The organism is Foetidibacter luteolus (genome assembly GCF_009650435.1).
Classification (GTDB): Bacteria; Bacteroidota; Bacteroidia; order Chitinophagales; family Chitinophagaceae; genus Foetidibacter; species Foetidibacter luteolus.
Genome location: NZ_VVIP01000078.1, coordinates 46,175 through 72,006, shown reverse-complemented (window position 1 = coordinate 72,006; position 25,832 = coordinate 46,175). Strand labels below are relative to the sequence as shown.

Below are 25,832 nucleotides of genomic sequence, written 5' to 3'. Positions count from 1 at the left end.
CATCTATGAAACAGTTAATGCTTGCCGTATACACGGCGCTGTTATTGATATCCTGCAGGCCAGGGAACGAAAAGGAAGCGGTACAATTGGTGAATGATGTTGAAATGGCAGACGCCAAACCAGAAGAAAAAAGCGCATCATTTAACGCTGGATTGATGGCTACGGATACAACCACCGTTGCCGCACCGGCCCCGGTGTTGCAGGCCGGCCAGCCTGTAAAGCCGGATTGGGACAAGAAGATCATTAAAACAGCAAAGGTTACGCTTGAGCTTGAAGATTACAATGCCTTTAATGCCGTAATGCACGGTCGGCTTAAATCTTATGGCGCTTATATAGCCCAGGAAAACCAACAGGAAAATGACTACCGCATTCAAAACGACCTGGTGATTAAAGTTCCTGTTGACCAGTTTGACAACCTGGTGAATACACTGGGTGGCGAAGGTATAAAGCTGCTGGAAAAAAATATCTCGTCTGACGATGTAACCGGCGAAGTGGTAGATACCAGGGCCCGCATTGAAGCAAAGAAGCAGGTAAGGGCCCGTTACCTTGAGTTGCTGAAGCAGGCCAAAAACATGGAAGAGATACTGCAGGTGCAAAATGAAATTAACGAGATACAGGAAAACCTGGAAGCCGCCAGCGGCAGGGTAGAATACCTAACCCATGCGGCTGCTTACAGCACCATTAACCTTTCCTATTACCAGTACATTAATGGTGGCAGTGAAAAAGACAGCCAACCTGGCTTTGCAAAGCAAATAGGAGAAGCATTTAAAACCGGTGCTTCCGTATTGGTAAACCTTGTTCTGTTTGCCATATCTGTATGGCCCTTTATGCTTGCCGGCGTTATCCTGTATTTCTATTTCCGCAGGTGGAGGAGCCGCGGTACCGTACGTGCCAAATAAATGGCAGCCCCTTTTTCAACCCAATATCCCGGCCATAGCGCCTTTGCAGGCACAAGTGTAACGGTAAGTGATAATGCTGCTTTGCAAAGGCGCCGCCAATGGCCTGTTTTACAGTTTACCAATGGCCATGTCCAGAAAATTCAATACATCCATTAATTGCGGGCTATGGCCGGTACGTACATAATACCCGGAAACAGCGTTAGCCAGCAACAGGGATGAATGTGCATCCAGTTGCAATAATTGTGCTGTACAAAAGCCGGCATTAAAGTTATCACCGGCGCCGGTTGACATAACCGGCTGCCCTGTAAAAAAGCTTTCCGCTTTAAAGGAGCCTTCGCCTGTAACAACTACAGCTTTTTTGGATGTATGCAGCACCAGGATATCAACCTTTAGCCTGCTGAATATTTCCTGGGCAGTATCCTGTATTTCCGGCCCCGCATCCCTGCCATACAATGTTTGATAAACTATACCTGCCTCATTTCTGTTAAGGCTTATTATTACGCCGGCGTAGGCGGAAAATACCTGCACAAGGTCAAGCGCTTCCTGTATAGATTCAGCGCTTCGTTTTGAGCAATCCGATAAGTCAAAAAAGGCTGCCTTTTTCTCCCGTTCGGTATATGCTGCCGGTATAACATCCTGCAAAAGCCCTTTCCATATACCGGTTGACGCATCTATTTCACTCCAGTTTACCATACACCATAGCTGGGCATCGCGGTATAGTTCAACCAGCAATTTTTCACCTATGGTATTTTTTATGTCACTCCAGTTCAGGTTGTTCAGGCTGCCCATTTGGGCTATCATCATTTTACCGTCTGTAAATTCACATGCTGTAGAGGTGCCGGGCTCAGCAAAGCTGTACAGTTTGCAGGTGTTCGGCATATCATTAAAAGCCTTATGTATTGCGGGGTAGCCCAGTGCGCCTATACAATTTACGTTTATGCCAAGGCTTCCCAGCGCTGTAGCTGTTATGGGCATATTGCCGCCAAGCTTTATGTGTAGCTGCTCCTGTTCAAGGCTAAAGCTGGCGCCGGATTTTTGCAATATGTATTTGCCAAAATCCTCTATCGTATTAAAATAGGCAGGTTGCCCGTCCGGAGTTTTAGACGCTATAATTTTCACAATGGTATCAACAAAACCATCAAACCCCGCGGTAACGGTTTTAGTTGTTAGCAGCGGTTCTTTCTGGCGCAACTCTTTTCCTAAAGCTGTTAAGTGGCTGGCAAGCGTTAATTGGTTCATACGCAATAATAAAGTTGGCTAAGGTACTAAGCGGCTGCTAAGAAATAATCATAATTAAACATGAATAGTTGTGTGGCATGCGGTGAGGTTATATCTTTAGCCGGTAAAATTCTTTACTGTATCCAACAACAAATTATTATTCTAAAATTGTTTACTATGAAAAAAAGATTAGCCGTTTTAGCTGCACTTGCCATTTTTGCGTTCAATAGCTATGGCCAGCAACGTGGCCCTCAGCCTTCGCCTACGCAGGTGGTAAAACAAAATTTTGGCCTTTCCACTATTGAGCTTTCTTATTCAAGGCCAGGTGTTAAGGGGCGCAAGGTTTTTGGAGAACTTGTTCCTTATGGCAAAGTATGGCGCACCGGTGCAAACGCTGCAACCACGATTACTTTTGGCAGCGATGTTACGGTTGGCGGCACAAAAATTCCCGCCGGAAAGTACGGTTTGCTTACCATACCCCAGGAAGGAGAATGGACGATTATTATTACCAAACAACTGGATGTTACCAGTCCTGACGCTTATAAGGAAGACCAGGATGTGGTACGTGTTAAGGCAAAGCCCGAAGGCCTTCCTTTTTCGGTAGAAACATTCAGCATTATGTTTGGGGATATGAAAGATGCCAGTTGCAATGTTGAACTTATATGGGACAGCACTTATGTATCTTTTCCTGTTACCATGGAATTGCCCGCTAAATAATTAACCTGTATTATTTCTTTAAAAGTCCGGGAGCACTACGTGCCCCGGACTTTTTTTATGGACCGGGCTGCGGTATTTCATGGAAGCCTGGCCGCGTCGTCCCGAAACTTCGGGATTCATCGTTCAGTTCAATGGGCGGCATTTAAGCGGGTATTATTGTAAACCGCCTCCGGTGGTTGATGCGGCTTTACAAGTATTTAAATACCTGTTTTTTATAGGTCTTAAGCTGCTCCTCGTTTGAAAGTTCATCAAATGGTTGTATGCCGCCTGTAGTACTTTTTCTCACCAGCCTGATGACGCCGCCGCCCACCACCACGCTTCGTGCTTTTTGAAAAATGCTGTTGAGTGCATTGATGTCTTTTGTCATTTGCAGCTCTTCAATTTCAGTTACATTGATGATGTATTCCGTCATAAGGCCAAAAATACAAGACAGTTTGGATAAGTTATGATGCACAATGCTGCGAGGGGCTGTATTTGTTGCTCAATAATGTTATGGCGTACAAGTGACACAACTAGGCTAAATAGCGGTGCTTCAGCCCGGCCATAAATACCTGTATTTTATCGCCCAACCTGCAATAATCCATTTATTTTGAACGCGTAAGCCAAATTTTAATTGGTGTTGCTGCGTACATTTGCCTTTATGCTATAAATTCAATAATTCATATATCCTTTTGCATGAAAGTTTCCTTTAACAGGCAGCTATACATCGGCTTTGCGGTATCCATATTGCTGCTGGCCTTTATTACTGCCACAACCTATAAGACATCAGAAAACCAAAAAAAAGAAGCCGACTGGGTAGAGCATACCCACGAAGTAGTTAACCACATTAAGCAGCTTCAGCTTAATATACTAATGCTGCGCAGCAATGCCAGGGCTTACAGCATAACTGCCGATACCGGTGCGTTGAGCCGTTATAAAAAACTTGAAAAAAGGATTGCCACCCAAATGCGGGACCTGCGCCGGATGATGACGGATAACCCTGGCCAGGTTAAAATTGTGGACAGCATGGAACTTGTTTTTGACGAGTTTGTTGCAGCAAGGAACAACGCTGCAGCGCCCCTGGTTTTTCCTTCCAGGGAAACTATCAGTAGCATATTGCTTACCGACGAAAAGAACCTTAACGAACTTAGAGAGCTAACCGATAAGCTTGCTGTTAACGAAAACAAGCTGCTGGTAACAAGAAAAGCCAAGAGCAACCAGTCATCTAACTTGGTAAACATGGTGCTGATAGGCGGTATGATTGTAGTGCTGGGTATTGTGACTGGTTTGATGTATGTGATACGGAATGAATTTAAACGCCGCAAGTTTGCTGAAATACAATTAACAGAAAGCTTTGCGGAACTGGAACAACTGAATACGGAAAGCGTTCAAAAAAACTGGCTGCTTACAGGATTGGCAGAACTGAACAATGCCTTGCAGGGCAGCAATACGCTTGCTGGTTTAGGCGATGGCTTGCTTAAATCGCTTACGCAATATCTGGGTTTGCCGGCGGCGGCCTTGTACATTGTTGAGGAGCCAACAGACAAGCACAGGTTGTTAACTACATTGGGCGTAAGCGGCAAAATTTCCAGCGAACACAATAGTAACAATAGTGGACTGATAGCCCATGCCATTTCGCAAAGAAAACTGTATATAGCTAAGGATATACCCGCCAATTACTGGCGGCTGCAGTCAGCATTGGGGGATAGTGTTTCGGGGCAGTTGGCTTTTTTACCTGTGGAATACAAAGGGCAAGTGGAAGCCGTGATTGAGTTGGGCTCTTTCAACGGCTTTAACAGGCAACAGGTAAACTTCCTGGAAATGGCAGCTAACAGTATTGCTGTTGCTATTAATTCCGCCCAGTCTAACGAAAGGGTGGCCCGCCTGCTGGAGCAGGTACAGGAACAAAGCCATATTTTAATAAACCAGCAGGAAGAGCTTAGGCAGGCCAACGAAGAACTTACCAGCCAAACAGAAATATTAACGGCATCAGAGGAAGAGTTGAAAGTAAGGGAAGAAGAACTGCGGCAGATAAATGCCGAACTGGAAGAGAAGAACGAAGCGGTGGAGCTGGCCCGCCAGGATCTTAGCCTTAAGGCGAAGGAACTGGAGATTGCAGGCAAGTACAAATCTGAGTTTTTGGCCAACATGTCTCATGAACTGCGTACACCGCTCAACAGTATTTTAATATTGGCCAAACTGCTTTCCGAAAATAAAAGCAGCAACCTCACAGATAAACAGGTTGAATACACAAAAATTATCCATAAATCAGGTTCTGACTTGCTGGAACTGATCAATGATATTCTTGACCTGTCTAAAATAGAAGCCGGCAAAAGCAACTTACAGGTAGAGACTGTGGCTTTAAAAGACGTGGATTACGATATAAGCCAGTTGTTTAAGGTAGTTGCATCTGAAAAGAAAATAAATTTTACAGCCGAAATTGATGAAACTGCCCCGGAAACTATACAAACAGATAAACAAAAGCTGGAACAGATATTGAAGAACCTTTTATCAAACGCCTTTAAATTTACTGCTGCCGGTGGTAAGATTAAACTGGTATTTGGTTGCGGCGCAACACCCGCCTTTTTAACCAATGAATCTTTAAAAAAATACGACCGGCTGGTATGTATAAATGTTAAAGACAACGGCATTGGTATTGCAAAGGAAAAGCAGCAGGTAATATTTGAGGCATTCCAGCAGGCTGATGGCTCAACCAATCGCAAGTATGGCGGAACCGGGCTTGGGCTTTCCATTTGCCGGGAACTGGTTAAGATACTTGGCGGCGAGTTGCACCTTCATAGCGAAGAAGGAAAAGGCAGCACATTTTCTGTTTACCTGCCGCTTAACGGCCCTGCTGAAGTCGTAGGAACTGATGCACCGGCCATTGATTTAAAGGAAGAAACAGTGCAGGAGCCGCTAATAACGCAACTGCCTGCCTTAACAGCCAATGACGACAGGGCAGACATAGAAGACAGCGATAAAACGCTGCTGATTGTGGAGGATGACAAAGAATTCGCTTCCATACTGGCCGATTTTGCGAGGGAAAAGAACTTTAAAGTGTTGGTAGCCCTGCAGGGCGATGAAGGCCTGATGCTGGCAAGAAAATACAAGCCTGCCGCCATTATACTGGATTTGCACCTGCCTGTAATTGACGGGTTTAGCCTGCTTAAAATTTTTAAGCAGGATGATGCGCTGGCCAACATACCCGTGCATGTAATATCTGCTTCTGAAGATGTGGGTAAAACGCTTAGTAAGAATGTAATGGCTTACCTGCAAAAGCCGGTAACCCGCCAGCAACTGGATGATGTGTTTAGCCAGATAGGTAAAACCCTTAAGAACGGTGTTAAGAGAATACTGGTGTTATCAGGCGATTATTTGAGTAATGATGTTTTTCGAAATCTTGTACAGGAGCGCTTTAATGGTGTGGTGTGCGATTATATGGATACAGTAGAAAGTGCCCTGATTGCACTGGAGCATATCGAGTACGATTGCATAGTGGCAGATGCCGGAGCCAATGTTAACGCGGCCAGGTTTACCCTTAAAAAACTTGACAGCAAAATAGGCCAGCACAAAATACCTGTTATACTGTACATTGATGCGCCGCTGTCTCCTGCGGATGAGCTGGAGTTTAAAAAGATGTCTGATGTAATCATTCATGATGCGGATCTTTCAAAAGAGCGGTTGATGAATGAACTGGAGCTTTTCCTGTACAAAATACAGCAGCAGAAAAGAAGGCCGGTAGCAAAACATACGGCTGCCCCCGTTACAGGCGTAGACGCTAAGCTGTACAATAAAAAAGTGCTGCTGGTAGATGATGACATGCGTAACCTTTTTGCTTTAAGCAGTGTTTTTGAAGAGCAGAAAATGCACGTTATTACGGCCAGCGATGGCCGGGATGCCCTTGAGCAGCTTAAGGAAAATAAGGATATTGATATTGTGCTGATGGATATAATGATGCCCGAAATGGATGGTTACGAAGCTATGCGTAAAATAAGGAACGAGCTGCAGTTAAATAAACTGCCGGTAATAGCTTTAACAGCCAAAGCCATGACGGGGGATAAGGAAAAGTGTATCGAGGCCGGCGCTTCTGATTATATCAGCAAACCGGTAGATGTAAGTAAACTGTTATCTCTCATGTGCGTATGGATTGCTTAACCAAATGACTGAAGAAAAAAATATCAGCAATGATGAACTGAAGGAACTGCAGGAACTTGTATTGTACCGCTATGGTTACGATTTTTCCCAGTACTCTAAAGCCTCCTTTGTAAGGCGTGTACTGCGCTTTTTTGAGGTGGCGGGCGTAGCTTCTTTTTACGATTTTAAGTACAACCTGGTTAACAATAAAGAGTTCTTTGCTTTTTTCCTGGAAAACGTAACGGTTAACGTAACCGAAATGTTCAGGGACCCGTCTTTTTACAGGGGCCTGCGGGAGAAAGTATTGCCCGCTCTTGCTACCTACCCGGTTATTAAAATATGGCACGCCGGCTGCGCCACAGGAGAGGAAGTGTTTTCCATGTGCATACTGCTTGAGGAAGCAGGCCTTTTAAGCCGCTCTATCATCTATGCAACGGACATCAACCCCAAAAATCTTGACCAGGCAAAAAAAGGAATTATCCCCTTAACAGCCATGAAGGAATATATTCAGAACTATCATTTATCCGGTGGCCGGCAAGACTTTTCATCTTATTACACCGCCCGTTACGATAATGTGCTCATAAAAAAAGAATTGAGGAAAAACATTGTGTTTTCCCAGCATAACCTGGTTACAGATTACGCGTTCAACGAATTTCAACTGGTGTTATGCAGGAATGTGATGATTTATTTTGAAAAAGAACTGCAAAACAGGGTAATGCACCTTTTTTACGACAGCCTGCCCTCCGGGGGCTACCTGGCGCTGGGCATTAAGGAGTCGTTGCTTTTTACGGATGTAAGATGGAAATTTGAAACGGTTGATGCGGCATCTAAAATATTCAGGCGTAAAACATAAAAAGCATGGGCGAAGAAGTTAACAGCGGGCATATTGTGGTGATGGGGGGGTCGGCGGGCAGCTATACTCCTTTGGTAAGTGTGCTGAAAAGGCTGAGCCCCGGGTTTTCTATTCCCATCATTATTGTATTGCACAGGCTGCGTAATGTGGAAAGTGAGATTGATAAACTGCTGTCAATGGCCCTGGGGCGGGATAAGATAAAAGAGCCGGAAGACAAAGAAAACATACAACCCGGTTACATTTACCTCGCACCCAGGAACTACCACCTGCTGGTGGAAGAAAATGGCTGCTTTGGGCTTGATTATTCGGAACTGGTGGACTACAGCAGGCCCTCCATAAACATTACCATGCAAAGCGTGGCTTCTGTTTACCAGGAAAATGTAACAGGCGTGCTGTTAAGTGGCGCTAACAGCGATGGTGCATCGGGGCTGCTTTCGGTAAGCAGGCATGGAGGCACCGCTATTGTTCAAAGCCCCGCTACCTGCGAGTATGCCACAATGCCGCAGGCGGCGCTTAACATAAATACAAAGGCGCTCATTTTATCACCTGAAAAGATTGCAGTAGTTTTAAACGGGCTTTCAGCTAAAATCTAATCCAATATAAATATGCTAACCTCGGCAAATAAAGAGTTTACAGTGTTGCTGGTTGATGACAGAGAAGAGAACCTGGTATCGCTGGAAGAAATTTTGAACCAGGAAAACCGAATTTTTTTAAAAGCCCGCTCCGGCAACGAAGCTTTAAAACTGGTGCTGAAGCACGAAAACATCGGCCTTATCATGCTGGATGTGCAGATGCCGGATATGGACGGTTTCGAAGTGGCCAAACTGCTGAAGTCAAATTCCAAAACCCGCGATATCTCCATCATATTCGTAACGGCAATCAATAAAGAAGAACAGTATGTGCTTAAAGGGTTTGAATACGGAGCGGTTGACTACCTGCAAAAGCCACTTGATATAAATGTTACCAAAGCCAAAGTAAACGTATTTGAGCGCCTCTATTTTTACCAGGGCGAGCTAAAACATACGGTTAATGAAGTAGAAAAAGTAAACAAGCAACTTGAGCGTTTTGTTTACATCGTTTCGCATGACATTAAGTCGCCCCTGTCTTCCATTATTACCATGCTCTCGCTGCTGGAAGAAGACCACCGCATTTTAAAAGATAACGAACTGCAGTCAAAAATAGAGATGCTGTCCCAGGCGTCCCTGCATCTTTCCGGCATGATAGGTTCTATACTGGATTACTCCCGCAAAAGCATGTCTCAGCAAACTATTGAAGAGGTGGATGTGCAGGAACTGGTATTACAAACGGCTTACCTGCTATTTCCGCCAAAACATATTACCATATCTGTTAACGATGACCTGCCGGTTATATATACCCGAAAATTAAAACTGCAGCAGGTGTTCCAAAACCTGCTGGGCAATGCCATTAAATACAACAACAAAGCCCAGGGCCATATACAGGTAGGTTATAACGACAGGCCTTCCTTTCACGAGTTCTATGTAAAAGACAATGGCGCCGGCATTCCCGAAAAAGACCAGGACAGCATCTTCAAACTTTTTCATGTAACCAACAACCAGCCCACAAGGGAATCTGCTACCGGCATTGGTCTTAATATCCTAAAAATGCTGGTAGAAGAGCAGGGCGGCAAAATATGGGTAGAATCCAATTATGGCGAAGGCAGCACTTTTTTCTTTGAGTGGAGCAAATAACTTTACCCCAACCGTTTACATTACAATCCTTTTCTTTTAGATACCAGCTACAGTATTTCATGGCGGGCATCGTTGCGTCGCAATCCTTTCATCGCCTGGTTTTTCGTGGCATCTTTTCAGCCCCGGATAGGCATGTGCGTGGAGACACGCACCTGGGGAAAGATAGCAGCCGTTGTAACCTCATTTCGTAAGTACGAGTTACGGAGCATCCGTCTCTGCCACGCAGTGCCAGAGACATACATCAGCAGGCTAACCTGTTTTAAGGTGTAGGTGCAAGATTTGTTTGTTTGAAAATAATAGAGAATAGTACCGGTACGTTGCCTGGTTAATGTCTCTGGCGCCAAAGGCGGCAGAGACAGGCATACCTGCTCAACTACATCGTACATCCCACATCAAACATCTAACATATCACAAGTACTTCGTACTTAACACACTTCTCAAATATTCCACCAGTAGTTAAACTTTAGCACAAAGGCACGGGTTTTAACCGCGACAGGCGCGGGAAAATAGTTGTCCGTGTACACAAGAAACAGGTCAGACGCTGGTTTGTAACGCCATTGAAAGCGGGTGTTAATGTTGATATTATCCTGCTGCTGGTTGTACTGCACGTAAGTGGTAAAGAAAATTTTATTGGTAAAAGTTACATCAATGCGGGGGCCAACCAGCCAGAATTCTCTTTTGTTCCAGGGCTGCGGTAAGGCCAGGCGGTTGTAGCTGGCATTCATGGTAATGTTTACAAATGGCTGAAAACGGTAGCCCACTTCAGCGGTACTGGTAAACAGCCAGCCATCAGCATAATAGCCGCCGTAGCGCATGCCTGCGGCGTAGGTAAGCAGTTGTTGCGGTTCGCTTATGTAATCAAAGCCGATGGTATTGAAGGAATGCCTGCTGCCGGTAAGCAAAGAATCCTTGCCGGAATTGGTAGGGTCAAACGGGTTAAGCAGTTGCACAAAATCGTGCTGGGCCAGTACATTAAGTGTGTTTTTGCGGCGAAAGGTAACCAGGTAAGACAGTGTGTTCTGGTGATCAGTAGAGCGAAAGCTGGTGTTGTAGTACCAGTTGGCCAGGTATTGCGGTCCATGGCTAAGAATGGGGCCGCCTTTGGGGAACATAAAATAAGCTACCTGCGGGTTTAGTTTAATGTATCCACGGCGCGGCACATAGCCTGCTTCTGCATTGTAGTTTTTGCCTACATACTGGTATTGGCCCATTACCAGCCAGCGGCGGCTGCTGTATTGCAGGTGGGCCGCATGTGTAACGGTACCCGTTGTTGCAAACGGGTTAAAAGATTTCAGGAATAAAGCTTTGCCATTCCAAAGGTTGTTGGATGAGGCAAGGTTATACTCAAGCCCCAGGTTACGGTTGTAAGCTGAATAAACGCCCTTGGCACTGTCCTGTGCGGAAGGATGATAATTGATGGATGATTTATCAACGTAAATAAACCCAATATTAGAGCGTTTAAACAGTTTGCGCTGTAGCGAAAGCACAGCGAAGTTTTGTGCCGGCAGCGCCGTCTCCCCAACGCTGCCTGTACGCATGTCCATTAGCCCGATGCGCCAGTTTTTATCCAGCTTGCCGCTAAGCCTGGCGCCGGCATTAATGGGCGCGGTAAGGCCGATACGGCGTGAGAAAAAGGGCCGTATATCCGCATAGCCAAAATTGGCAAACAGGTCGCCGTTTTCTAAAAAGAACTGCCGCCGTTCGGGGAAGAACAGCTCAAAGCGGCTGAGGTTGGTTACCTGCTTATCAACTTCCACCTGTGAGAAATCCGGGTTAACCGTAAGGTCTAAGTTCAACGCAGAGCCCAGGGATATCTTGGCATCGACACCCACATCTGTATTGGTATTTGTTTTGGCCCCGGTGTTGTAGTTTTTGGCGGCGCTGGCCAATACGTAAGGTATAACTGAAATGTTGGAACGCGGCGCAGGCGGCGGTTCATCCCAAACAAGGGTGCCGGTATAAGCAAGCGCTGCCGAAGGAAACTGCCTTGGCACAGGCGCCCAGCTTGATTTTTCGGTTGTCTTTAAATCGTTACGGCTAAAGTTAATGCCCCAGCGGGTAGCATTTTTTTTGTAGCGGATGGTTTTAAAGGGTATCGCTGCCTCAAATACCCACCTGTCGCTGTAATTTTTTACGGCAGATACCCACTTATTGTCCCAGTTAAGGTCAACCTTGCCGCCTTCGTACATAGTGCCATCCCACTGGGCGCCAAAAGCATTGGCGCCAAAGGAAAAGCCCGTAGTCTGGTCTTCAAAAGGGTCTATAAAAACGAGGAAGTTATCATTCTTGCCAAAGTTAAAATCGCGGCGCAGAGATTCTACCATCAGCGGGCCTTTGCCTACATTAAAGCAGGTAACCAGCATATACAGGTTGGTGCTGTCGTAAGTCATGCTTACATCTGTACGTACCTGCGCTTTACTGGTATCCATGGGCAGTATCATGTAAAAGTCTGATACGGTTGATGCTGTTTGCCATGCTGGTTCGTTTGCGTTGCCGTCAATACTGATGGCCGATGTGGAACGGTGTATGTTCATCTCAAAAGCGGCGTTCTTTTTTTGCGCAGGCAATACAACTACAGCAAGCGAAAAGATGCAAACGGCAATAAGGTGTTTCAAAGCAGGTGGTTTTACCGGGGCCATTGTAAACAGGCAAGGTAACTGAAAACAGTCAAACCGGTTGGGTAGGCACAGGCTAATTTTTAATAAAGCCACGGGAACTATGTTCAAAGTTCTTTTGTTTAATGTTCCGTGTCAGCAACAGGAGAACCTGCCTGCAAAGGAAGCAGCCTGTTACACTTTCGGGTGAGGGATTGAAGCGGTTACCCCGCTGAAGCCGTCGCAGCCCAGCTCCTGTGGCGGAGTAATAGCGGAAAGCCCGACCCCTTGCGCAGCTTGGGGGCACCCCCAAAACAAAGTACGAAGGGTGAAGTACGAAGTACTTTTATTTGCATGCACCGTTTTATGTGAAAGTGCGAATAGTAGTGAAAAGATGCTGTCGGCAAAGAAAAGGGCTGTTTAATTCAAGTACTTCGTACTTCGTATCTCGTACTTTTATTTGCATGCACCATTTTATGTGAAAATGCGAAAATATACTGTTAGCAAAGAAAAGACCTGTTTAAATTAAGTACTTCGTACTTCGTATCTCGTACTTAATTTTTTACCCCTCACCCGCTTCCCCTATATTTTATCGTGGTAACATTTTCTGCACCGGGGTTCATACATGTCTTTTTCGCCTAAAACCACCAGCCCTTCCTGCATTTGTTTGCGGTAAGAAATGCTGGCTATATTGCCACACTTTACACAAATGGCATGCAGTTTGGTAATAAAGTCAGCAATTGCCAACAGTTGAGGCATTGGCCCAAAGGGTTTGCCTTTAAAATCCATATCAAGTCCGGCAACGATCACCCTTATTCCTCTCAAAGCTAAAATTTCACAAACATGAATAATTTCAGCGTCAAAGAACTGGGCCTCGTCAATGCCGATTACTTCCACTTCCTGGGCCAGCAAAAGAATGGTTTGCGAGTTTTCAACCGGCGTGGATGGAATAATATTGGCGTCGTGGCTAACCACATTGGTTTCGTGGTAACGGGTATCTATGGCTGGTTTAAAAATCTCAGTTTTAAGGTTGGCGATGCGGGCCCTTTTAAGGCGTCGGATAAGCTCTTCGGTTTTACCGCTGAACATAGAACCACAGATAACTTCAATCCATCCCCGGCGTTCGCCACTGATATTAGGCTCAATAAACATTTTTCTAAATCTTAATATTTGTGCAGAAAAACCTTTGTAACTTTAACTGATTACTTACTAACTCCCAAATGTATTATTTCCCATGGAAAGAGTGGGCGCATTAATAGAACGGTTAAATGAATTGCATGGCCAACATGCAGAGCCATCCAAATTGCTGGTTGCAGCTCAAATGTTGCTGGCAGAGCTTCAGCAACAGGATAAGGCTGCATCTCAATCAAGAAAAGTGGCTGTTATCCTTCCCTCTGTAAACGTTCAAAAGCCTGTTAATGGAGATTCAGCCGTACCAGCGCCGCCTTCTAAACCTATCGAAATTAGCGTAGAGCCACCACCGCCCGTTGCCGCCGCAGAAGTAAAAAAAGAAGTAACCGCCCCTGCCATACCAGCAAAAGAAGAAGAAGTTAAACAAAAAGATTACTATTCATGGGCGTTTGATCCTGTAAAAGAAGTGCCCACACTGGCCCACCAGGATAAAGAAGTATTTGAACTGAATGAAGTAATGGCCGTTCGTGAAGAAAGCCTGAATGAAAGGCTTAGGGTAGAGAAGATTGAACTGGCTTCTGTATTAAATGAATCGCCCATCCGCGACCTTAAAAAAGCCATCGGCATTAATGACAGGTACCTGTTTGTAAACGACCTCTTTCGCGGCGATGAAACCATGTATGAACGCAGCATAAAAACCATCAATTCGTTTAACATATTGGCCGAGGCGGAATACTGGATTCAACGTGAACTGAAAGTAAAGCTTGGCTGGAACGATTCCAGCGATTCGGTAAGGCTATTCGATCAATTGGTAAGAAGGCGCTTTTCCTGAATATAATTAACTATGGTGGCGGTAGCGCCTGATTTATTTTTTACATAATTGCCTGCATTACCGCAGGCTTTTTTATAAGCAGTGGCATCACTTAGCAAAATGTCCAGTTGCTTCTCCAGTTCCAGTGCGCCCTCCACGGTAAAAGCGCCTTCAGCGTCAAGCAATTCAACAGCTTCAAAAAATTTATCGTACACGGGCCCGAATAATACAGGCCGCCCGTACACAGCCGGTTCAAGTACGTTGTGCACACCATCGCCGCCAAAACCACCGCCAACAAAGCAAACCTTGCCATAACGGTATAAATAGCCAAGCAGGCCAATGTTGTCTATAATCAACGTATTTACTTCCTGCGTAGGTATACCGCTTTTCAGCAACTGCAGGTAGGTGGAGTAACGTATGGAATACTTATACAGGGCATCGCACTCTTTCAGGCGCTCTTCGGTTATATCGTGCGGCGCTATAATGAAGCGGTAATCGCGGTGCGTATTGGCGTAGTGGTCAAGCTCCTCGTCGTCTTCCGTCCAGGTACTGCCGGCAACAATTACGGTTTTGCCCTCGCAAAAATCTTCTATGCCATCTATGTTTTTATGCGTGGCTGCTATTTCAAGCACACGGTCAAAACGGGTATCGCCACTAATGGATGCATGCGTAATGCCTATGCCTTCAAGCAACTGCAGGGATGCTTCATTTTGTACAAACAAAAAACTGAAGTACTGCAGCATTTGCCTGTAGAAACCTCCATACCAGGCAAAAAAAGGCTGGCTTTTTCTAAAAATGCCCGACACCAGCAGCAGGGGTATTTTTCTTTTATGGGCTTCTTTTAAAAAGTAGTTCCAGAATTCGTACTTAACAAATATCACCAGCGATGGCCGTATGATATCGTAAAACCTTGCGGCGTTGGCCGGCGAATCCATAGGCAGGTAAAAAATATAATCGGCCTTGCTGTATTTTTTCTGCACCTCGTAGCCGGAAGGGGAGAAGAAGGTAAGTATAATTTTATACTGGGGGTGCAGCGTTTTTATTTTCTCCAGCAGCGGGCGGCCCTGCTCAAATTCACCCAGGGATGAGCAATGCACCCATACAGTTCCCGCATCTAAAGGCTTAACCGCTTCTGCTATTGTATTCATAATATCCTTGCGGCCTGTAACCCATTTGCGGGCTTTGCTGTTAAACAACGCGGCCAGCCTGGCCAGCAACGGATACAGGGTAATGAATATGTGGTATAAAACTTTTCCCATACAGATTGTGCGTGAAAGTATAGAAATGCAGGCAAATGAACTACAGGTACTTATTTTATGCCAATAGTTTTAGGGGGTGTCCCCAAGCTACGCAAGGGGCCGGGCTTTCCGCTGCAAGTCCTCGCCACTCGTTCCTCGTGGCTGTGGGCTTTCCGCTGCAATCCCTCACCCGACAGCCCGATACCGGTTACCAGTTGCAGGTTGCCGGTCTGTTGAAGTTTAAAAGGCTTATAATTTGTTTGAATAATGAAGTGCAGAAGCTCATAAACAGTTTACCAGTTGCTGGTTGCCATACTGTTGATATGGTGTCTTGAAGAAGTAATGTTGTATTATCGGTTGCCGTTTGCCCGAAGGGCATTAATAACAATAGCCACGGGTGAAACCCGTGGTCAAAAAAAGTAACAGTTTAACAACCCCCGCAGGGGTTGAATATACACAAGCGTTCAACCCTTGCAGGGTTGGATTGCTACATTGCAAGTAACCCCGGTTTACAATCGGGGCTATTGTAAGTAAAGCCTTTCAGGCTTCCATTGAACGTTGAACAAAAGAACATGGAACAACCAAAGCCTCTTAGAAGCGTCATGTTAGTAGATAAGAAAAGAACCGGTTTGCAAAGAGCGCCGTAGGTGCGATATGTAAAACGGGGTGATGAGAAACTGCGTGATGTATGATTACCAGGCAAAGCCCAATAGCAATCCTATCGCCTAATGGCTGCCGGATTGAAACGAAAACCCCGCTGAGGGTGATGTGCGGACGGTCTTGTGGCGGAGTTGCAGTGAAAAGCCGGTACTGCTGTTGCAAAATGTTGCTGCCGGTGATAGCCCCAAAACATATTTATACAAATGACCGTATTACGATACGCTATCCGGGGAGGCCAGGCTGCCGCTTCAATTTTCAAACTTAAAACTGGCACAGTTTTTTGCCTTAGTTTTGCGCCGTTAAAAAAGGAAATATGAAGCCCATCCAGATGGTAGATTTAAAGAGCCAGTATCATAAGATTAAGCGGGAAATAGACAATGCGGTGCTGGATGTGCTGGAAAGCTCAGCCTTTATTAATGGCAAGCCCGTGCAGGAATTTGCTGATGCGCTTTCTTTTTACCTTGGGGTTAAACATGTAATACCCTGTGCCAACGGTACCGATGCCCTGCAGATTGCCATGATGGCGCTGGAGCTTAAACCGGGCGATGAGGTAATAACACCTTCTTTTACCTATATAGCCACAACAGAAGTGGTGGCTTTATTAAATCTTACCCCGGTATTTGTTGAGGTTGACAAAGACACTTTCTGCATAGATCCCGAAGCCATTAAAAAAGCCATTACCCCTAAAACAAAAGCCATTGTTCCGGTACACTTGTATGGGCAGCCGTGTAATATGGAAGCCATTATGCAGATAGCTGAAGAGCATGATTTGTTTGTGATAGAAGACAATGCACAGGCCATTGGCGCTGAGTATACTTTCAGCAATGGCATTGCCAAAAAAACGGGCACTATCGGTACCATTGGCAGCACTTCGTTCTTCCCGTCTAAAAACCTGGGCTGTTATGGGGATGGCGGGGCGTTATTTACTGATAATGATGAGCTTGCCGCTAAAATGCGCATGATTGCCAATCATGGGCAAAGCAAAAGGTATTACCACGATATGGTGGGCTGTAACTCCAGGCTGGATACTTTGCAGGCCGCCATTTTACAAATAAAACTGGCCGAACTGGATAGTTATATAGCCGCCCGCAGAAAGGCTGCCGACTATTATGACGCTGCTTTTGCCGGAAATCCTAAAATACAGGTACCGGTACGTAGTCAAAATTCTTTGCATGTTTTTCACCAATATACCTTAATATTGCACGGCGCTAACCGGGATGGACTTAACCAGTTTCTTGCGTCCCGTAACATTCCTTCAATGATCTATTATCCTGTGCCAGGGCACAAACAGAAGATGTTCCATACCTATAATGCCTCTGCTTATCAATTGCCGGCTACAGACTGGCTTACAGATAGGGTGATTTCCTTGCCAATGCATACTGAACTTGAAGATGAGCAATTAGAGTTTATTGCCTCATCTGTATTGGAATATATCAACTCTTAAAATCTAAAACTAAAACTAAAACAAAAAGCACATGAAAATCGCTGTAGTAGGTACGGGTTATGTAGGATTGGTAACCGGTACCTGTTTTTCTGAAACAGGCAATTATGTAACGTGTGTGGACATTGATGCGGAGAAAGTTGCTAAACTGTCAAATGGAGAAATCACCATTTTTGAACCCGGCCTCGAAAAACTCTTTTCCAGGAACCTGAAAGAAGGGCGTCTTTCTTTCACTACTAACCTCGCTGAAGGCATTAAAGATGCTGAAGTTATTTTTCTTGCCCTTCCAACCCCTCCGGGTGAAGATGGAAGCGCCGATTTAAGCTATATCCTCGGCGTTTCTGAACAAATAGGCAAACTGCTTACTGATTATAAAATCCTGATTGATAAAAGCACCGTTCCGGTGGGCACTGCAGAAAAAGTAGCTGCCAAAGTACGTGAAAACTATACCGGTGAGTTTGATGTAATCAGCAACCCGGAATTTTTGCGTGAAGGTGTTGCCGTTGACGACTTTATGAAGCCCGACCGTGTGGTAATCGGTACTACCTCTGAAAGGGCCCGTAAAGTAATGAACGACCTTTACGCGCCTTATGTACGCCAGGGTAACCCCATCATCTTTATGGATGAGAAGTCAGCCGAACTTACCAAGTACGCCGCTAATTCTTTCCTGGCTACCAAAATTTCGTTTATGAACGAGATTGCCCAGCTTTGCGAAAGGGTAGGTGCTGACGTGGATATGGTACGCCGTGGTATCGGCAGCGATGAGCGTATTGGCAGGCGTTTTCTTTTCCCTGGTATTGGCTATGGTGGTAGCTGCTTTCCTAAAGATGTAAAGGCCCTCATTAAATCTTCTGTTGAGCACGACTACGACTTTAAAATATTGCATGCTGTTGAAGCGGTGAATGAAGCTCAAAAGCTGCACCTGTTTCCGAAAATAGCGGAATTCTTTGGTGGCGATTTGAAAGGAAAACATTTTGCACTGTGGGGACTTGCTTTCAAGCCTAATACAGATGACATACGCGAAGCCCCGGCTTTGTATATGATTGATGCATTAACGCAGGCCGGCGCCAGCATCAGCACTTTTGACCCCGAAGCAATGAAGAATGTGCAGAAACTGCTGGGTTATAAAGTGGCGTATGCGCATGACCAGTATTCGGCGCTTCAAAATGCCGATGCATTGATCATTGCTACCGAATGGAATGAATTCAGGACACCGGATTTTGAAAAAATATCCAAGCTGCTTAAGTCAAAAGTTATTTTCGATGGCCGTAATGTATTTGATGCAGAGCGTGTTCGTGGTATGGGTTACCATTACGTAAGCATAGGCAGGCCCTAATCTTCATAAACACTAAACTTCCAAATCAGAAAAGCCAATGGCAAAAAAACGAGTATTGATAACAGGCGCAGCAGGGTTTCTTGGCTCTCACCTGTGCGACCGTTTTATAAAGGAAGGTTACCACGTAATAGGCATGGATAACCTGATAACCGGCGATCTTAAGAATATCGAACACCTCTTTAAGCTGGAAGATTTTGAGTTTTATCACCACGATGTTTCCAAGTTTATCCATGTGCCGGGCCCGCTGGATTATATCCTGCATTTCGCATCCCCTGCAAGCCCGATAGACTATCTTAAAATACCTATCCAAACGCTTAAGGTTGGTTCGCTGGGTACCCACAATTGCCTTGGCCTGGCCAAAGCAAAAGGCGCCAGGATATTGGTTGCATCCACCAGCGAAGTATATGGCGATCCACTTGTACACCCGCAGACAGAAGAATACTGGGGTAATGTAAACCCGGTAGGTCCACGTGGTGTGTACGACGAAGCAAAACGCTTCCAGGAAGCCATTACCATGGCCTATCATACTTTTCACGGTGTTGAAACGCGTATTGTGCGTATCTTTAACACTTACGGCCCCCGCATGAGGCTCAACGACGGCCGCGCCTTACCAGCGTTCATTGGCCAGGCTTTAAGGGGAGAAGACCTTACCGTATTTGGAGATGGCAGCCAAACACGCAGTTTTTGTTATGTTGACGACCTGGTGGAAGGCATTTACCGTTTGCTGATGAGCGATTACGCCAAGCCGGTAAATGTTGGCAACCCGGTGGAAATAACATTGAAGGAATTTGCTGAGGAAGTGCTTAAACTTACTGGCTCTTCTGTAAAAATCAGCTACAAACCGCTGCCGGTGGATGATCCCAAGCAGCGCCAGCCAAACATTACAAAGGCTAAAGAAATTTTAGGATGGGAACCTAAAGTTTCCCGTGCAGACGGTCTTCGCATAACCTATGAATATTTTAAATCCTTACCCAAAGAAGAACTGCAAAAGCAGCCAAAAGAATTTCAAAGTAATAAATGATATCTTCTGCTTTAATTAACAGGCAATCCAGGCTCGCAGTGCTGGGTCTGGGTTATGTTGGTTTACCTGTTGCATTGGCTTTCGCCAAAAAAATTCCGGTAGTTGGTTTTGATATCAACGAAGAAAGGATAAAGCTGATGCAGCAGGCTACCGACCCTTCCAGAGAACTATCCGCATCCGATTTTGAAAATGCCGACATCATTTTCACATCATCCGTTAACGCCCTTAAAGAGGCTTCCTTCTACATTGTTGCTGTTCCTACCCCGGTAGATGAGCACAAAGTTCCCGATATCTCATTGCTTTTAAAGGCATCCAAAACTGTTGGGCAGGTAATAAAGCCTGGCGATTATGTGGTTTTCGAGTCCACGGTTTACCCCGGTTGTACCGAGGAAGATTGTGTACCCGTTATTGAAAAACTGAGTGGCTTAAAAGCTGGTATTGATTTTAAGGTAGGGTATTCGCCCGAAAGAATAAACCCCGGCGATAAAAAACACACGCTTGAAAATGTGGTAAAAGTAGTCTCCGGCAGCGACGAAGAGGCTGCGGAACAGATAGCAAAAGTGTATTCCCTTGTGGTAAAGGCCGGTGTGTTCAAAGCTTCCTCCATAAAAGTGGCCGAAGCAGCCAAAGTAATTGAGAATACCCAGCGTGATTTGAACATCGCCCTGATGAATGAGCTGTCCATTATTTTCGATAAAATGAACATCAGCACTTCCGAAGTATTGGAAGCCGCTGGCACCAAATGGAACTTTCTCCGATTTTATCCCGGTCTCGTTGGTGGCCACTGCATTGGTGTTGACCCATATTACCTTACCTACAAGGCTTCTGAGTTGGGCTATATATCAAGGGTGGTACTTGCGGGCAGGCATGTAAACGATGCCATGGGTAATTATGTGGCCAAAAAAGTATTGCAGCACATCATTAAATACAACGGCAACATAAAAGAGGCCAGGATACTGGTACTCGGCGCCACGTTTAAAGAAAACGTTACAGATATACGCAACTCAAAAGTGGCTGATGTGGTGGAAAACCTGGAGTCTTACTATCTTAATGTTGAAGTGTACGACCCCAATGCCTGCAGTGCCGATGTAAAGCATGAGTACGGTTTTGAACTGGTGGAAAAACCGGGTGATAACTACGACGCGGTAATCATCGCGGTTTCTCACGACGAGTTTTGCCACCTGGGCGATGCTTATTTTGCCGCCATTACCAAAGAGCATGGCTTAATAGCCGATCTTAAGGGCATATACAGGAACAAAATTTCAAAAAGGGCTTACTGGAGTTTGTGAGGAGAAGAAATTATTATGGCGCCCCCTGCGGGCCGGGCTATCCGCTGCAAGTCCTCACCACCTCCGCTAAGGCTCCGGTGGTTGCGGGCTTTCCGCTTCTATCCCTGGCGCAAAGTGCAACAGCGTAATTATTTACTATCCTTATCTCTTCCATTTGCCTGGTGCTGTCAAGCCTGGGCCTGTCGAAGGCTTGTTGTCGGCATTGTCAGCCTGAGCCTGTCGAAGGCATTGTCAGCCTGAGCTTGTCGAAGGCGGGGAATGTTAACTTAAAACTTATTACATGAGCAAACCTGTCATACTTGTTACCGGTAAAAATGGCCAGCTTGGTCATGCGCTGCAAACCATTACCCCCAACTTTGAGGATTATCATTTTGTCTTTCTCGGCAGGGAAGAGGCAGACCTTTCCAATCCTCATGCTTTAACTGCTGCTTTTGAAAAATACCAGCCTGCATACTTTGTTAACTGTGCTGCTTACACTGCTGTAGATAAAGCCGAAAGCGACCAGGAAAATGCGTACAAAGTAAATGGCGAAACGGTAGGCGCAATAGCCATGCTTTGCAAACAGTACAATACAAAGCTTATTCATATTTCAACGGATTACGTGTTCAATGGACAGGGCACAGCGCCATACCCGGTTAACCATCCTGCAGAACCGGTAAACTATTATGGTTACTCCAAGTGGATTGGGGAAAAACTGGCTTTGGAAAACAACCCTCAAACAGTCATCATCCGCACTTCCTGGGTGTACAGTTATTATGGTAATAACTTCGTAAAAACCATGCTGCGGTTAATGAAAGAAAGGCCGGAAATACGCGTTGTAAGCGACCAACTTGGCTCGCCAACTTACGCCTTCGATCTCGCTGATGCAATCATGGCCGTCATCAAATCAGGCAGCTTTGTTGCTGGTGTTTATCATTACAGCAATGCGGGTATCATTTCCTGGTACGACTTTGCCGTTGCCATACGGGATAAGGCGCAGCTAAACAGCAATGTGCTGCCCATACCTACAACAGCTTATCCTACACCGGCAAAGCGTCCTGCTTATTCCGCGATGGATACCACTAAAATCCACGGCCAGTATAACCTTGCAGACAAACCCTGGCAGCAAAGCCTGGAGCTTTGTTTGAGGGAATTGCTGAAAGCTTAAAGCTATTTACACCTGCTCACTCATAATTATATTAGTTTTGAAATTTTCCGGCCCATCATGTAGCTTTAGTGCAAAGCCGTATGAAACATGCACAAACGAACCTTTGTAAAATTATCTTCAGCCCTGGTAACAGGGGCTATGTTTTCGCCTATGATAAGTTTCAGCCAAAAAGAAAAACTAAGAAACTGGGCCGGTAATTACGAATACAGTACTACCAACCTGGATACTCCTGAGACATTGGAGCAGCTAAAGGCCTTGGTAAAGAAGTACAGCAAAATGAAGGCGTTGGGCACCCGGCATTGCTTCAACGGCATTGCAGACAGCACCCATCAGCTTGTATCTTCTGGAAAATTTGATAAGGTAATAGAACTGGATAAACAAGCCGCCACGGTAACAGTGGGCGCCGGGATAAAGTACGGGCAGCTATGCCCGTATCTTGAAAGTAATGGGTTTGCCCTGCATAACCTTGCTTCTTTGCCGCATATATCCATAGCTGGGGCCTGCGCCACCGCCACGCATGGTTCAGGGGATAAAAACGGGAACCTGGCAACAGCCGTGGCTGCTTTGGAATTGGTAACAGCTTCGGGCGATGTTGTGCAACTGTCAAGACAAAAAGATGGCGATAAGTTTGCCGGTGCGGTGGTATCGCTGGGCGCTTTGGGTTTTATCTCGAAAGTTACCCTTAACCTGCAGCCCAACTTTGCCATGCGTCAGGTAGTGTATGAGCGGTTGCCCATGAGCGAGCTTAAGGATCATTTTGAGGAAATTGAATCAGCAGGTTACAGTGTTAGCCTTTTTACAGATTGGCAAAGCGACAGCATTAACGAGGTATGGATTAAAAGCAAGGCAGAGCCTGGCGCCCCATTTAACAAAGAAGCCGAATTTTTTGGTGCGATTGCAGCTTCAAAAAACCTGCACCCAATTGCTGAACTTTCTGCAGAGCATTGTACTGAACAGTTAGGCATACCGGGCCCCTGGTACGAACGCATGCCGCATTTTAAAATGGGCTTTACGCCCAGCAGCGGTAAGGAGTTGCAGTCTGAATTTTTTGTGCCGCGCCGCCATGCGGTTGAAGCCATACAGGCTATAGCCCGCTTGGGCAAACAGGTGGGGCCGCATTTGTTCATATCGGAAATACGTACTATTGCCGCTGATGATTTGTGGATGAGCCCTTGCTATAAACAAGACAGCGTGGCCATACATTTTACGTGGAAGCAGGAGTGGGATGCGGTTAGCAAGCTGTTGCCCATAATTGAAAAAGAGCTGTCGCCGTTTAATGTAAAACCGCATTGGGGTAAGCTGTTCTCCATTCCCAATGCCCGGCTAAAGTCTTTGTACGAGCGCTATGGTGATTTTATTCAACTGGCGAAAGAGTATGACCCCACGGGGAAATTTAGAAACGACTTCCTGAGCAAAAACATTTACGGAAGCTGATAAGCCAGCCTATGCCTGCGTGAGGGATTGAAGCGGCTACCCCGCTGAAGCCCTCGCAGCCCGGCACTGTGGCGGAGTAATAGCGAAAAGCCCGACCCCTGGGGCACGCCCTGAAATTTTGTCTAAACTGTCTTAAAAATAAACCGCACTATTTTGATTCCAGGCTTTCGTAAACCGGGGTTTTTATTTTGGGCGCATACGCATATAAAGCGATGCCGGCTACAACAAGCAGCGTAGATATGATTTCAGCCTGTGTGGGGTGAAAGCCAAAAAGGTTATAGGTAGTATTGACCCTTATTTTCTCGATAAAAAACCTTTCCAGCCCGTTTAGTATAAGGTAAACGGCAAATATGCGGCCTGGCACTTTTATTTTTTTACGCAAGGCCCAAACCAGTGCGAAAAGCAGCAGGCACATAATAATTTCATACAATGGCGTTGGGTATACAGGTAACGGAAGGCGGTTGCAATATTCGCCCCAATCGCACCCAGGTATGGCAACACCTTCGCCGTTTACATTGTTGGGATAAGTGTAGGCAAAAAACCAGTCTGGCAGGCCTGCAAAACCGGAAAATGGTTTATGGTGTACATTATTAACAGACCCGAATTGCTGAAGATAGAATGTGGTATTTGACTGCAAAGCAGCCTGGAACTGCCCGGGTGCGGCAGGTGATACTTTACCCGCAGCATCGCTTACGTAGGCACTGTTAACAATACCCCAGTCGCCATCTCCGGCAACCTGGCAACCTATTCTTCCCAGTCCATAAGCCAGCAATAGCACTGGTGCTGCCGCATCGCAGATATGTACATAGGGTATCTTATGTTTTTTAAAGTAATAGCCCAAAGCAATGGTGGCGCATATTAAGCCGCCGTAGTAGGTAAGGCCGCTGGGCGATAGCAGGTTGCCAACGGGGTTTTGGATAAACCTGTCCCAGTTTTCCAGGTTGTCAAAAATTTTGGCGCCAATAAAGCCCGAGGCTGCGGCAATAATCACCACATCTCCAACCCTGTCGCTTGGCCACAACCGTATGGTCCTTTTTTCTGGCTTGGCAAGTTTTACTTTGTTTTTTTCTCTCCATTTTAACCAGGCGAACAAGCCGCCCAGCACCAGGGCTGCAGGCAGGCTGCCCCTGCCGGAAAAGATAAATGCCTGCGGATTATCCAACGCCCCCTTAATAATAAAAACCCCCAGTATTTTGTAGCCCAGTATAAACCCTAATATAAAGTTCAGCAACATTTCTCCCGCACTTGCGGGCTCCCCCACCGTAACTACTGAATCGGAATAAGTTAATAACCCTTCTGCCTGTTTGCGTCTAAGCTCCTTTACCAGTACCCATGCGGATATAAGAAAAGATACAGCCACAAAAAAGCCAAAGCTGTTAACTATTTTTAAGGCAGGCAGGCTTATTCCGAATAAATCTTTGAATAAATAGTAGAGATTGGGATACATGAAATGTTTTTGGCATTATGGTTTGCAATGATATACAAAACAGTTTATAGTTGGTGTACCGGCTATTTAGTTTGCCTGTTTTTTGGCGTTGAAGCGCAAAAAAATAACCTCCCCAGGAATAAGGAGGTTATATTTACTAACCCATCCATTGGCAAAGCTGCCCGCATGGATAATTTTAACTGCTTAGCAATGCTGGTCAAAAGCAGCAATAAGGTTGTTGGCTATTATATGTGCCGGACGGCCTTCTATCTGGTGGCGTTCTACAATATGCACCAGTTGGCCATCTTTAAACAATGCAATTGCCGGGGATGAAGGAGGATAAGGCAACAGGTGCTCCCTTACTTTCTGTACAGCCTCTGTGTCAAAACCTGCGAATGCGGTAGTTAAATGGTCTGGGCGCTTGGGCGAGTTGTTAACCGCCATTACTACCCCCGGTCTTGCTGCGCCTGCCGCACAACCGCAAACCGAATTAACCACCACCAGTGTAGTGCCTTCTTTTGCCAGTGCCGTATCTACTTCATTAGGTGTAAGCAATTCATCAAAGCCATTTTCTGTTAACTCTGCCTTCATCGGCATCACTATTTCTGCTGGATACATCTTTTCTCCTCTTTTTAAAATTTGAGATTACAAAAATAAGTCAAATCAGCATTCAACGTAACCGCTTATAAGTTGACTTTTTGGCATTTAACTTTGCGAATATATGACTTTTTGTCTTTTGCGGACACGCTGCAAAGACAAAATTTCGGATTTTATACCTGGAAAATGGCATGGTAC

The 25,832-nt window shown here is 45.6% G+C and carries 20 protein-coding genes; 13 read left to right on the top strand and 7 right to left on the bottom strand.

Going from position 1 to position 25,832, the window contains the following annotated elements; all coding sequences use genetic code 11:
* Positions 1-5 precede the first annotated feature (5 nt).
* Entirely contained in the window at positions 6-899 is an 894-nt protein-coding gene (locus F0364_RS24415; protein ID WP_153800438.1) for a DUF4349 domain-containing protein, read from the top strand.
* A 108-nt stretch (positions 900-1,007) separates the two neighbouring features.
* On the opposite strand, the gene F0364_RS24410 is transcribed toward F0364_RS24415, so the two are convergent.
* Complete coding sequence (locus F0364_RS24410; protein WP_153800437.1) at positions 1,008-2,138, bottom strand: PfkB family carbohydrate kinase; 1,131 nt, start codon at positions 2,136-2,138, stop codon at positions 1,008-1,010.
* A 156-nt stretch (positions 2,139-2,294) separates the two neighbouring features.
* Between F0364_RS24410 and F0364_RS24405 the strand changes: the two genes are divergently transcribed.
* Positions 2,295-2,834 carry a DUF2911 domain-containing protein gene (locus F0364_RS24405; protein WP_207632859.1) on the top strand — a complete coding sequence of 180 codons (540 nt, stop codon included), beginning with the start codon at positions 2,295-2,297 and terminating at the stop codon, positions 2,832-2,834.
* Positions 2,835-3,021: 187 nt separating this feature from the next.
* Here F0364_RS24405 and F0364_RS24400 read toward each other — a convergent pair whose 3' ends face one another.
* On the bottom strand, positions 3,022-3,246 hold the full coding sequence (locus F0364_RS24400) for a hypothetical protein (protein ID WP_153800435.1): 225 nt from the start codon (positions 3,244-3,246) through the stop codon (positions 3,022-3,024).
* A 263-nt stretch (positions 3,247-3,509) separates the two neighbouring features.
* Between F0364_RS24400 and F0364_RS24395 the strand changes: the two genes are divergently transcribed.
* Genes F0364_RS24395 through F0364_RS24380 form a run of 4 tightly spaced genes read left to right on the top strand, consistent with a single transcriptional unit; the run spans position 3,510 to position 9,509 of the window.
* A complete protein-coding gene (locus F0364_RS24395) occupies positions 3,510-6,968 on the top strand; it encodes a hybrid sensor histidine kinase/response regulator (protein WP_153800434.1) in 3,459 nt (1,152 codons plus the stop codon).
* A 4-nt stretch (positions 6,969-6,972) separates the two neighbouring features.
* The gene (locus F0364_RS24390) at positions 6,973-7,800 is read left to right on the top strand and encodes a CheR family methyltransferase (RefSeq protein WP_153800433.1); all 828 of its coding nucleotides are present in this window, start codon (positions 6,973-6,975) and stop codon (positions 7,798-7,800) included.
* Between the two features lie 5 nt (positions 7,801-7,805).
* Positions 7,806-8,393: a chemotaxis protein CheB gene (locus tag F0364_RS24385; RefSeq protein ID WP_153800432.1), complete on the top strand. Its 588-nt coding sequence runs from the start codon at positions 7,806-7,808 to the stop codon at positions 8,391-8,393.
* Between the two features lie 12 nt (positions 8,394-8,405).
* The gene (locus tag F0364_RS24380) at positions 8,406-9,509 is read left to right on the top strand and encodes a sensor histidine kinase (RefSeq protein ID WP_153800431.1); all 1,104 of its coding nucleotides are present in this window, start codon (positions 8,406-8,408) and stop codon (positions 9,507-9,509) included.
* 437 nt (positions 9,510-9,946) lie between these two features.
* Here F0364_RS24380 and F0364_RS24375 read toward each other — a convergent pair whose 3' ends face one another.
* A complete protein-coding gene (locus tag F0364_RS24375) occupies positions 9,947-12,124 on the bottom strand; it encodes a carbohydrate binding family 9 domain-containing protein (RefSeq protein WP_235921243.1) in 2,178 nt (725 codons plus the stop codon).
* 561 nt (positions 12,125-12,685) lie between these two features.
* Positions 12,686-13,255: a thymidine kinase gene (locus F0364_RS24370; RefSeq protein WP_153800430.1), complete on the bottom strand. Its 570-nt coding sequence runs from the start codon at positions 13,253-13,255 to the stop codon at positions 12,686-12,688.
* Positions 13,256-13,337: 82 nt separating this feature from the next.
* Between F0364_RS24370 and F0364_RS24365 the strand changes: the two genes are divergently transcribed.
* Positions 13,338-14,066: a DUF8457 domain-containing protein gene (locus tag F0364_RS24365; protein WP_153800429.1), complete on the top strand. Its 729-nt coding sequence runs from the start codon at positions 13,338-13,340 to the stop codon at positions 14,064-14,066.
* Here the strand turns inward: F0364_RS24365 and F0364_RS24360 are convergent.
* Positions 14,039-15,304 (bottom strand): 3-deoxy-D-manno-octulosonic acid transferase, encoded by a 1,266-nt coding sequence (locus F0364_RS24360; RefSeq protein WP_153800428.1) that lies wholly within the window; start codon positions 15,302-15,304, stop codon positions 14,039-14,041. The genes F0364_RS24365 and F0364_RS24360 overlap by 28 nt on opposite strands.
* Positions 15,305-16,256: 952 nt before the next feature.
* Between F0364_RS24360 and F0364_RS24355 the strand changes: the two genes are divergently transcribed.
* From F0364_RS24355 to F0364_RS24330, 6 genes are all read left to right on the top strand, one after another.
* On the top strand, positions 16,257-17,387 hold the full coding sequence (locus tag F0364_RS24355) for a DegT/DnrJ/EryC1/StrS family aminotransferase (protein WP_153800427.1): 1,131 nt from the start codon (positions 16,257-16,259) through the stop codon (positions 17,385-17,387).
* Positions 17,388-17,418: 31 nt separating this feature from the next.
* Entirely contained in the window at positions 17,419-18,720 is a 1,302-nt protein-coding gene (locus tag F0364_RS24350; RefSeq protein ID WP_153800426.1) for a UDP-glucose dehydrogenase family protein, read from the top strand.
* 37 nt (positions 18,721-18,757) lie between these two features.
* The gene (locus tag F0364_RS24345; protein ID WP_153800425.1) at positions 18,758-19,741 is read left to right on the top strand and encodes a UDP-glucuronic acid decarboxylase family protein; all 984 of its coding nucleotides are present in this window, start codon (positions 18,758-18,760) and stop codon (positions 19,739-19,741) included.
* Complete coding sequence (locus F0364_RS24340; protein ID WP_235921241.1) at positions 19,738-21,030, top strand: nucleotide sugar dehydrogenase; 1,293 nt, start codon at positions 19,738-19,740, stop codon at positions 21,028-21,030. Before F0364_RS24345 ends, F0364_RS24340 begins: the two co-directional genes overlap by 4 nt.
* Positions 21,031-21,310: 280 nt before the next feature.
* Entirely contained in the window at positions 21,311-22,177 is an 867-nt protein-coding gene (gene rfbD / locus F0364_RS24335; protein WP_153800424.1) for a dTDP-4-dehydrorhamnose reductase, read from the top strand.
* 87 nt (positions 22,178-22,264) lie between these two features.
* Positions 22,265-23,611, top strand: coding sequence for a D-arabinono-1,4-lactone oxidase (locus F0364_RS24330; RefSeq protein ID WP_153800423.1), 1,347 nt, complete (start codon positions 22,265-22,267; stop codon positions 23,609-23,611).
* A 148-nt stretch (positions 23,612-23,759) separates the two neighbouring features.
* Here F0364_RS24330 and F0364_RS24325 read toward each other — a convergent pair whose 3' ends face one another.
* On the bottom strand, positions 23,760-25,058 hold the full coding sequence (locus F0364_RS24325) for a prolipoprotein diacylglyceryl transferase (protein WP_153800422.1): 1,299 nt from the start codon (positions 25,056-25,058) through the stop codon (positions 23,760-23,762).
* A gap of 183 nt (positions 25,059-25,241) precedes the next feature.
* The gene (locus F0364_RS24320) at positions 25,242-25,655 is read right to left on the bottom strand and encodes a BrxA/BrxB family bacilliredoxin (RefSeq protein ID WP_153800421.1); all 414 of its coding nucleotides are present in this window, start codon (positions 25,653-25,655) and stop codon (positions 25,242-25,244) included.
* Between the last annotated feature and the right edge of the window lie 177 nt (positions 25,656-25,832).